Source organism: Haloferax sp. AB510 (assembly GCF_024136985.1).
In the GTDB taxonomy this organism is placed as follows: domain Archaea; phylum Halobacteriota; class Halobacteria; order Halobacteriales; family Haloferacaceae; genus Haloferax.
Window position 1 is genome coordinate 1 of sequence record NZ_JAMYJY010000129.1, and the last position, 9,405, is coordinate 9,405.

Consider the following 9,405-nt stretch of genomic DNA (forward strand, 5'->3'; position numbering starts at 1 on the left):
GTCGCCACCTCCGGCGACCGACTGCTGGACGAGGACGCCGTCGATGCCTACGACGTCCCTGTTCCGCGCAGGCGCGCTCGCCGACCCCGAAGCCGACGAGGCAGAGCCGCGCGAGTCGCTCGCCTCCGACGCCGCGAAAGCGGCGCTGGCGGAGGAAGACGACGACTCGTCCGGGCCGGGCCGACTCCGCCGCGCCGCCGCGTTCGCCACGGGGAAAGTCGTCATCGAGGAAGAAGACCTCGAAGACCCCCTCTGGGAACTCGAGATGGCGCTCCTCCAGAGCGACGTCGAGATGCAGGTCGCAGAGGAGATTCTCGAGACCATCCGCGAGAAGCTCATCGGCGAGACGCGAAAGCAGGTCCAGAGTACGGGACAACTCGTCTCCGAGGCGCTCCACGACGCGCTCTACGAGGTCATCAGCGTCGGGCAGTTCGACTTCGACCAGCGCATCGCCGAGGCCGACAAGCCGGTCACGCTCATCTTCACCGGCATCAACGGCGTCGGGAAGACGACGACCATCGCCAAACTCGCGAAGTACTTCGAGAAGCAGGGCTACTCGACGGTGCTCGCCAACGGCGACACCTACCGCGCCGGCGCGAACGAGCAGATCCGCGAGCACGCGGAGGCGCTCGGCAAGAAGCTCATCGCCCACGAGCAGGGCGGTGACCCGGCGGCCGTCATCTACGACGGCGTCGAGTACGCCGAGGCCCACGACATCGACATCGTTCTCGGCGACACGGCCGGTCGGCTTCACACCTCGAACGACCTGATGGCGCAGTTGGAGAAGATAGACCGCGTCGTCGGCCCGGACCTCACCCTCTTCGTGGACGAGGCCGTCGCCGGACAGGACGCGGTCGAACGCGCCCGACAGTTCAACGACGCGGCCGCCATCGACGGCGCGATTCTGACGAAGGCCGACGCCGACTCCAACGGCGGCGCGGCCATCTCAATCGCGTACGTGACGGGCAAGCCAATCCTGTTCCTCGGCGTGGGACAGGGCTACGACCACATCGAGAAGTTCGACCCCGAACAGATGGTCGAGCGCCTGCTCGGCGAAGACGAGTAATCGTAGTCGGTCCGTCGTTCCGTTCTTTCGGACGCCTCACTCCAGTACGAGCACGACTCCGAGCAGCAGCATCGTCCCCGCGCCGACGTAGTTCAGCGCGCTCGCGACCCGCGTCTCCGCGAGCCTCGACCCGAGTCGGTTCGCGCCGAGCGCGACGACCGAGAGGTACAGCGCCGTGAGGACGGCGTAGGTCGCGCCCAGACTCGCCATCCGTATCCCGGTTCCCGCGCCCTGTCCGGCGAAGCCGGGGAGGAACGCGAGGAAGAACAGCGCGACTTTCGGGTTGAGCGCGTTGACGAGGACACCCCGACGAAAACTCCCCCCGGCGTCGGTCTCGACCGTGGGGTCGAACTCGTCGTTTCGGAGGGCGGTGACGCCGAGGTACACGAGGTACGCCGCACCGACGTACTTGAGCGCCGCGGCGGCCTCGGGGACGGTTCGGAAGAGCGCCGCCGCGCCGACCGTCGCGAGGAGCGTGTGAAAGAGGACGCCCGTGGCGATGCCGAACGCCGACCGGACGCCCGACCCGCGACCGTCGAGGCCGCGGGCGAGGACGTACATCGTGTCGGGGCCGGGCGCGAGGATGAGCGCGACCGCCGCCCCGCAGAACGCGAGATAGGTCGCGGCATCGAGGCCGAACGCGAGCGTCGTCATCGCCCGAGCCTACGATTCGTCGCGGGAAGTAGCTCAGGGGTTCGCGCCGGGGTTCGACGCCGAGTCCGGACTGGGCCACGATTCGGGACTCGGAACCACCTGATTGCGGAGCGTCGGCGTTTCGCCGTCCGGCGCAGACGCCAGTCGCTCGACGTTCTCCGCGAGGATGTCGGCGACCCGCGTCCAGTAGTGCGGCGTGTGACCGGAGACGTGCGGGGTGATGTAGACGTTCTCGAAGCCCCAAAGCGGGTGGTCTTCGGGTAACGGCTCCGGGTCGGTCACGTCGAGCGCGGCGGCGCGGAGTCGGTTGCTTCGGAGGTGCGAGACGAGGGCGTCGGTGTCGACGATGCCGCCGCGCGCGACGTTGACGAGGACGGCGTGTTCGGGGAGCGCGCTCAGTGCCCGCCGGTCGATGAGGTCGCGCGTCTCGTCGGTCAGCGGGCACGCGACCACGAGGAAGTCGGTGCGGACGAGCGCCGATTCGAGGTCGTCGAAGCCGACCACCTCGTCGGTCGGGCCTCCCTTTTCGGGCGTGTAGCGGACGCCGATGGTCTCGACGCCGAACGCGTCGAGTCGCTCGACGACCGCCTGCCCGATAGCGCCGAGACCGACCACGGTGGCCGTCGAGCCGTGCAACTCGCCGTACGACTGGAAGTGTCGCCACTCGCGGCGTCGCTGGCGGCGAAGCCCCTCGTCGAGCCGACGGGTAATCATGAGCAGCCAGCCGAGGACGTGTTCGGCGATGTTGGGGCCGTGGACGCCGGAGGCGTTGGTGACGACGACGCCGCGCTCGCGGAGTGCTTCCAGCGGGAGATGGTCGTAGCCGGCGGCCGCGCCGGCGAACAGTCGGAGGTCGTCGGCGGCGTCGAGCACGTCCTCGGGGAGCGACGTGCCGGTGATGACGGTCGCGTCGCGGGCGGCGTCGAGCGTCTCGGCGGTCGTCTTCGGGTGGCGGACGGTCGCGTCGGGCAGGCGCTCGCGGAGGGCGTCGGCGTACTCAGACGCCGGGATACCGTGCGTGGGGCGGTCGAGGACGAGAATCGCGGTCATCGAGTGCGCTGTCGGGAGCCGAACCGATAGGTGTTGGCCCCGAACGCGACGGATAAAGCCTTTACCGACGCGACGGCGTAGGAAGGGACAATGGTACTCGACAATCTCGGGAGTTCCCTCCGCGGCAGTCTCGATAAGCTGCGTGGGAAGTCCCGCCTCGACGAGGACGACGTTCAGGAGATCGTCAAGGAGATTCAGCGCTCCTTGCTCTCCGCCGACGTCGACGTCAGCCTCGTCATGGACCTCTCGGACTCTATCAAGACCCGCGCGCTGGAAGAAGAGCCGCCGGGCGGCACGAGCGCGCGCGACCACGTCCTGAAAATCGTCTACGAGGAACTCGTCGAACTCATCGGCGAGTCGACGGAGATTCCGCTCGAATCGCAGACGATCATGCTCGCCGGTCTCCAGGGGTCGGGGAAGACGACCACCTCCGCCAAGATGGCGTGGTGGTTCTCGAAGAAGGGACTTCGCCCCGCGGTCATCCAGACCGACACCTTCCGCCCCGGCGCGTACGACCAGGCGAAGCAGATGTGTGAGCGCGCCGAGGTCGACTTCTACGGCGACCCCGACTGCGACGACCCGGTCCAAATCGCCCGCGAGGGCCTCGAAGCGACCGAGGACGCCGACGTGCACATCGTCGACACGGCCGGTCGCCACGCGCTCGAAGACGACCTCATCGACGAAATCGAGGAGATAGAGGGCGTCGTCCAGCCCGACCTGAACCTGCTCGTCCTCGACGCGGCAATCGGGCAAGGGGCGAAAGAACAGGCTCAGCAGTTCGACGAATCCATCGGCATCGGCGGCGTCGTCATCACCAAGCTCGACGGGACGGCGAAGGGTGGCGGCGCGCTGACCGCCGTCAACGAGACCGACTCGTCTATCGCCTTCCTCGGCATGGGCGAGACGGTTCAGGACATCGAACGCTTCGAACCGAACGGCTTCATCTCTCGTCTGCTCGGGATGGGCGACCTGAAACAGCTCTCCGAGCGCGTCGAACGCGCCATGTCCGAGACCCAGGCCGAAGACGAGGACTGGGACCCCGAGGAGATGATGAAGGGGAACTTCACCCTCAAGGACATGCAAAAGCAGATGGAGGCGATGGACAAGATGGGGCCGCTCGACCAGGTGCTCGACATGATTCCGGGCTTCGGCGGCGGCATCAAAGACCAGCTTCCGGACGACGCGATGGACGTGACGAAAGACCGGATGCGCGCGTTCGAGGTCATCATGGACTCGATGACCGAAGAGGAACTGGAGAACCCGCGAAAGGTCGGCGCGTCCCGCGTCAAGCGCATCGCACAGGGGTCGGGACAGGACGAGGAGACGATACAGGAACTGCTCGAACAGCACCGTATGATGGAACAGACCATCAAGCAGTTCCAGAACATGGGCGACGGCGACATGCAGCGGATGATGAAGAAGCTCCAGAACCAGGGCGGCGGCGGTGGCGGCATGGGCGGTCTCGGCGGCATGGGGCCGTTCTAACCCCGCATTCCATTCGATTCTCGGTTCTCTGCGGTTCTGATTCCACGATTCCGCGACCGCGCGGTTCTCGCGGCTCGCCGGGATACCGCCGACTTTTAACGCTCCGGGCCGTCGCACCCCACAATGACCGTGCGAGACGTGGCGGTCGAGGCCTACAAGGAAGCCTTGCCCGCGCTCGCGGCCAGCCTCGTCGGCGGTCTCATCGCCGGTGTCGTCCTCGGCGGGATGCGGGCCGAACTCCGGGCCGTGCCGGGGCTTCTCGTGCTCGTCCCCGCGCTCTTGGCGACCCGCGGCAACGTCTACGGCTCGCTCGGCGCTCGCATCGCCACCGCGCTCCACCAGGGGCTCATCGAACCCCGCGTCACCGGCGGCGACGAGCGACTCCGGGCCGCCGCGACGGCCGCGCTCGCCAACGGCGTGCTCACGAGCACGTTCGCCGCCGTCGTGGCGTACTTCCTCCTCACGTTTCTCGGCAGTCGGGTCGCGCCGCTCCCGATTCTCGTCGGCGTCGCCATTATCGCCGGCCTGCTCTCTGGCATCGTCCTGACCGTCGTCGTCGTCAGCGTCGTCTTCGCGGGCTACCGCCGCGGGCGCAACCCCGACACTATCGTCGGGCCGGTCGTGACGACCACCGGCGACGTGTTCGGCATCCTCTTTCTGCTCATCGCGGTCCGAACTGTCCTCGCCGTCGCGGGGGTGTTCTGAGTGCCGACGGAGTGGACCGTCCGCGCCATCACGCGGGCGATGCTCCCGGTGCTGCTCGTGCTCACGCTCGTCGAACTCGGGAGCGGCCTCGTTCTCGGGAGCTTCGAGGCGCAACTGCTCCGCTACCCGTCGCTGCTCGTGCTCGTCCCCGTCACCATCGGGACCGCGGGGAACCTCGGGAGCGTCCTCGCGGCGCGACTGTCCACATCGTTCCACCTTGGGACGCTCTCGTTTTCGCCCCGCGACGACGAACTCGCGGGCAACGCCGTCGCCACGGTCGCCCTCGCGGTGACGGTCTTCCCCGTCATCGGCGCGGGCGCGTGGGTCGCCACCCTCCTCGTCTCCGGTGACACGTCGCTGGGCCTGCAGAAGGTCGTCCTCATCGCGTTGTCCAGCGGGATTTCGCTGGCCGTCCTCGCGGTCGCCGTGACGTTCTCGGCGACCTACGTCGCCTATCGGTTCGGCCTCGACCCCGACGACGTGGTCATCCCCGTCGTCACCAACGTCTGCGACGTGCTGGGCGTCGTCGTCCTGTTCGGGGTGGCGCAGGTGCTCGTCTGACCCGACGTTCGAACCGTCTCTCGTCTCCCGCCTCGCGCCGACCGACGCCGATTAGTTCGCTCGGCACCGACCGTCGGTCGTGCAGCCGTCGGCCGTCCTCCCGGTGCTGTTCGAGGTGCTCCCGCGAGTCGCGCGCATCGCCGCCTACATCGCCGTGGGCGTCTTCGCCGCGAACCTCGTCGTCGCCTTCGGCCTCGTCGAGCGCATCGCCGGCCTCTCGCGGTATCTGACGAGTCCCGCGAACCTCCCGGACGAGGTGGGGACGGCCATCGTCACCACCGCCGCCTCGACGACGGCGGGCTACGGGATGCTCGCGGAGTTCCGCGAGTCGGGCGTTCTCGACGACCGAGCGACCCTCGTCGCCGTCACCATCAACACGTTCTTCGGCTTCGTCCAGCACATCTTCACGTTCTACTGGCCGGTGCTCATCCCCATCCTCGGCCGCGAGGTCGGCTTCATGTACGTCGGCGCGCGGGCGGCCATCGCGCTCGCAATCACCGCGACCGGCGTCGTCGCCGGCGCGGTGCTCCTCTCGGACCGAAACACGACGCCGGTCGCGGTCGCCGAGACCGACGGCTCGGGCGGCGCGGTCGATGCGGTCGATTCGGATGACGACGCGGGCGACACCGACGACTCACTCCGCGAAATGGTCGAAGACGCGGCCCAGAGCACGTGGAAGAAACTGCGGCGCATCGTCCCGCGACTCGCCGTCGTCTACGTGGCCGTCACGCTCCTCCTGCGGACGACCGACCTCGAGTCGTTCGCGGCGCTCGCCAGTCCGCTGACGAACCTCGTCGGCCTGCCGGGCGCGGCCGTCCCCGTCGTCGTCGCCTTCGCGTTCGACACGACGACCGGTGCGGCGACCATCGCACCGGCCATCGGCGAGACGTTCACGCCGAAACAGGCCGTGGCGACGATGCTCATCGGCGGCATCATCTCCTTTGCCGTCTCGACGTTCAAGCGGTCGATCCCCTTCCAGTACGGCATCTGGGGCCCCGAGTTCGGCTCGAAGGTCATCGCCGTCAACACGGGGCTAAAAATCGTCTTCATCGCCGTCGCGGTGGCGCTGCTGGTCACCTGAGTAGACGAGAAAACGCCGTCTCAGTCTTGGTTTCGGCTCCCTTTAGCGGTCGTTCGGGTCGACCGGTCGCCCGTCTTCGGTCGGCGGTGCGATGTAGTCGATGACCTCGTCGACGGAGGGGTCGCGGACGGTCACGTGGACCTCGATGTCGCCGAGTTCGTCGGGGTTGCCGACGGAGAAGTTGACGACGCCCTTGAACGCGGCCTGTTTTTTCAGCGCGAACGAAAAGCCGTCGTCGTCGCGGCGCTTCGCGAACTCGCGGCGGGCGGTGTCGAGGATGGCCTGCTCGTGGAGGCGCTCGGAGAAGCGCTCCAGTTCGTGAGTCTCCCCGACGAGCGTTCCGGGTTCGTGGTCGAGTTCGACGCCGGGGAAGATGTTCTCGACGGCGTCGCCGACGCGGTCGGTGACCTCGGTGTCGCGGACGGGGACCTCGATGCGGACGTCGACGCTGTAAATCATGCTCACGCGTCGGCCTCCGCGACCGCCTCGGGCCCCTCTTCGAACAGTTTCGTGATAGTCTCGCGGTATTCCGCCAGCGTGCCGGTGTTCTGAATGACCACGTCGGCGCGGTCCATCGCGTCGCCCATCCCGAAGTCGAGTTCACGGCGCTCGCGCTTTTTGAGCGCCTCCACGTCGGTGTCGCTGTCGTCGCGGTCGCGGTCGAGCAGGCGCTCGGCGCGCGTCTCGAACGGCGCTTCGACGCTCACGAGGACGAACCCGTCGCCGAACGCCTCCCGAAAGCGGTCGAGTTCGACGCCCGACCGGAGGCCGTCGACGAGCACCACGTCGTTCGATTCGAGGTAGTCTTCGACCATCGGCAGGGACCGAGCGGCGATGGCGGCGTCGCCCTCCTCCTCGCGGAGCGCGGTCGCTATCTTCCCGTGGTCCGTCGCGGGGTCGAGGCCGCGCTTGCGACACTCCTCGCGGATGACATCGCCCATCGTCACGACGGGCACGCCCGCTTCGCGGGCCACCTCGGCGAGTTCGCCCTTGCCGCTTCCCGGCAGGCCGACCGTCCCGATGACTCTCATAGCCGGTGTTACCGCGTTGGCGCTGTTAAAGCCTCCCTTCACGTCGCTTCGGGTGGCGGGTTTCGCCGCTCTCTCGTCGCCGACATGTCTCACTTTTTCACCCCGCTGCTTTTCGCCTCGCCCCGCGTACTACGCGTATGTCTCAGCGTTCGTTCGTCGTCCGCGCCATCTGGTTCGTCTTCGTCGGATGGTGGGCGACGCCCGCCGTCGTCAACGTCGCGTGGTTCCTGAACGCGACCGTCATCGGCATCCCGCTTGGCGTCGCACTCATCAATCTCGTGCCGACGGTGCTCTCGTTGAAGGAGCCGAAATCGCGGCTCGAACCCGACTCGTCTCGGGGCCAGCGGTCAATCATCGTCCGCGCCGTCTACTTCGTGTTCGTCGGCTGGTGGCTGAGCTGGGTCTGGGCGAACGTGGCGGTGCTGTTCACGCTCACCATCGTCGGCCTCCCCGTCGGCATCTGGATGCTCAACCGGCTCCCGGCGGTCACGTCGCTGTACCGGTTCGACGGGTAGAACCCGATTCGTTTTTCTTGCAGGGCCGGTTTGTGGGCATCGAGGGCGCGTAGCTCAGTCGGACAGAGCGTCGGACTTCTAATCCGATGGTCGCGGGTTCGAATCCCGTCGCGCTCGCTCGGCCGAAGGCCTCGCTCGCGCGACGGACATCGCAAACGCTTCGCGTTTGCTCAATCCCGTCGCGCTCTTTTCATTGGCCGTCGTGCTCTGTCGCTGTGGTAAATCGGCGAGCGACATCGTCGGTCGGTCTCGCCTTCTCCAGCCCTGAACGGTCTCTGTCCTCGACGACTACCGGGGGCTGCTCTCGGATACTCGGTGGCCAATTTAGTTAGAAAATAAACAATGTCTTAGTCGAGCGGTGCGAGACGCCTCGCATGGACGTTCTCGGTATCGTCGCCGCCACGGTCGTCTTCGGCGTCGCCGCCTACAATTTCGTGACGAGCCTCGGCGGCCGATTCGCGAGATCTCTGTTCGGTAGTCTGGGACTCGTCGCCGCGACGCTCTACATCATCGAGGGATTCGGCATCGCGGCGTCGCTCGGATTGGACGTGGCCCGCGGCCTCCAACTCGTCGCGGCCCTGCTCGTTGTCTCGGTGGTGGTCGATTTACTCGCCCGTCGCGTCGATGCTGGCGATGCTGGGTCGTCGTGAACACCCCGACCCCCCACTATTCTCATTACGTGTCGCCCAGTTGCCTCGTGTATGGTCTTCGCATCTGACTCCCCGTTCGACGGACGGTTCGAACAGACGATAGACGATGCGGTCGTCTACGGCGACGCCGAGATGGAGTCCGTGCTCCACGAGGGGCCGGTCCGCGTGCTCGTCAACGGCTGGGTCGAGGTTCCGGGCGGCCGGTATCTCTCCCCGCACGCGGTCCACCACATCGACGCGCGAGTGTCCGAGTGACGCCGGCTCTCAGACGACTGCCAACTCCCGGCCGCACTCGGGGCACTCGTCGTCGACGATAGTCACCGGTGCGTCGCAGTCCGGACAGAACTCGCGGTAACACGCTCTCTCGCCCATACGTACCGCTACCACGGGACCGGTGGTGAACGTTGGGGCGGACCGGAGGGGCGAGCGTCGGCCGACCCGTCACTCGTCGGCGACGTCTTTTCCCGGGTCGGCGAAGTTCGCGCCAAGTTCGGCACCGTAGCGACGGGCGTAGACGCCGGGGACCGCGAGCAGGTCGCTCGGCGCGCCGGATTCGACGACGACGCCGCCGTCGGCGACGTGGACGCGGTCGGCGTCGCGGACGGCG

At 67.4% G+C, this 9,405-nt stretch carries 11 protein-coding genes, 1 tRNA gene and 1 pseudogene; 9 read left to right on the top strand and 4 right to left on the bottom strand.

The window, feature by feature from the left end; genetic code table 11:
* Positions 1 to 82: 82 nt before the first annotated feature.
* A pseudogene (gene ftsY / locus NKF06_RS18170) lies at positions 83 to 1,066 on the top strand (signal recognition particle-docking protein FtsY); the annotation flags it as partial.
* 36 nt (positions 1,067 to 1,102) lie between these two features.
* Here the strand turns inward: ftsY and NKF06_RS18175 are convergent.
* Together NKF06_RS18175 and NKF06_RS18180 are read right to left on the bottom strand one after the other, a co-directional pair.
* On the bottom strand, positions 1,103 to 1,720 hold the full coding sequence (locus tag NKF06_RS18175) for a LysE family translocator (RefSeq protein ID WP_253246216.1): 618 nt from the start codon (positions 1,718 to 1,720) through the stop codon (positions 1,103 to 1,105).
* A gap of 33 nt (positions 1,721 to 1,753) precedes the next feature.
* Positions 1,754 to 2,770: a D-2-hydroxyacid dehydrogenase gene (locus tag NKF06_RS18180; RefSeq protein WP_253246217.1), complete on the bottom strand. Its 1,017-nt coding sequence runs from the start codon at positions 2,768 to 2,770 to the stop codon at positions 1,754 to 1,756.
* A 90-nt stretch (positions 2,771 to 2,860) separates the two neighbouring features.
* Here NKF06_RS18180 and NKF06_RS18185 point away from each other — a divergent pair, with 90 nt between their 5' ends.
* The 4 genes from NKF06_RS18185 to NKF06_RS18200 all read left to right on the top strand — a co-directional run bounded on the left by NKF06_RS18185 (position 2,861) and on the right by NKF06_RS18200 (position 6,602).
* Positions 2,861 to 4,255, top strand: a complete 1,395-nt coding sequence (locus NKF06_RS18185; protein WP_058828713.1) for a signal recognition particle protein Srp54 — start codon at positions 2,861 to 2,863, stop codon at positions 4,253 to 4,255.
* A 123-nt stretch (positions 4,256 to 4,378) separates the two neighbouring features.
* Positions 4,379 to 4,960: a magnesium transporter gene (locus NKF06_RS18190; protein ID WP_058828712.1), complete on the top strand. Its 582-nt coding sequence runs from the start codon at positions 4,379 to 4,381 to the stop codon at positions 4,958 to 4,960.
* Positions 4,961 to 5,521 carry a magnesium transporter gene (locus NKF06_RS18195; RefSeq protein WP_253246218.1) on the top strand — a complete coding sequence of 187 codons (561 nt, stop codon included), beginning with the start codon at positions 4,961 to 4,963 and terminating at the stop codon, positions 5,519 to 5,521. It abuts the gene before it with no gap.
* Between the two features lie 79 nt (positions 5,522 to 5,600).
* Positions 5,601 to 6,602: a nucleoside recognition protein gene (locus NKF06_RS18200; RefSeq protein WP_253246219.1), complete on the top strand. Its 1,002-nt coding sequence runs from the start codon at positions 5,601 to 5,603 to the stop codon at positions 6,600 to 6,602.
* Between the two features lie 42 nt (positions 6,603 to 6,644).
* Here the strand turns inward: NKF06_RS18200 and NKF06_RS18205 are convergent, their stop codons facing one another.
* Together NKF06_RS18205 and NKF06_RS18210 are read right to left on the bottom strand one after the other, a co-directional pair.
* The gene (locus NKF06_RS18205) at positions 6,645 to 7,061 is read right to left on the bottom strand and encodes an RNA-binding domain-containing protein (protein WP_058828728.1); all 417 of its coding nucleotides are present in this window, start codon (positions 7,059 to 7,061) and stop codon (positions 6,645 to 6,647) included.
* A gap of 2 nt (positions 7,062 to 7,063) precedes the next feature.
* Entirely contained in the window at positions 7,064 to 7,633 is a 570-nt protein-coding gene (locus NKF06_RS18210; RefSeq protein ID WP_253246220.1) for an AAA family ATPase, read from the bottom strand.
* 137 nt (positions 7,634 to 7,770) lie between these two features.
* On the opposite strand from NKF06_RS18210, the gene NKF06_RS18215 reads away from it, so the two are divergent.
* The 4 genes from NKF06_RS18215 to NKF06_RS18230 all read left to right on the top strand — a co-directional run bounded on the left by NKF06_RS18215 (position 7,771) and on the right by NKF06_RS18230 (position 9,053).
* Entirely contained in the window at positions 7,771 to 8,148 is a 378-nt protein-coding gene (locus NKF06_RS18215; protein ID WP_058568370.1) for a YccF domain-containing protein, read from the top strand.
* Positions 8,149 to 8,191: 43 nt separating this feature from the next.
* Positions 8,192 to 8,265, top strand: a tRNA-Arg gene (locus tag NKF06_RS18220).
* A 257-nt stretch (positions 8,266 to 8,522) separates the two neighbouring features.
* Complete coding sequence (locus tag NKF06_RS18225; RefSeq protein WP_253246221.1) at positions 8,523 to 8,798, top strand: hypothetical protein; 276 nt, start codon at positions 8,523 to 8,525, stop codon at positions 8,796 to 8,798.
* A gap of 51 nt (positions 8,799 to 8,849) precedes the next feature.
* Complete coding sequence (locus NKF06_RS18230; RefSeq protein ID WP_253246222.1) at positions 8,850 to 9,053, top strand: hypothetical protein; 204 nt, start codon at positions 8,850 to 8,852, stop codon at positions 9,051 to 9,053.
* Positions 9,054 to 9,405: the final 352 nt, after the last annotated feature.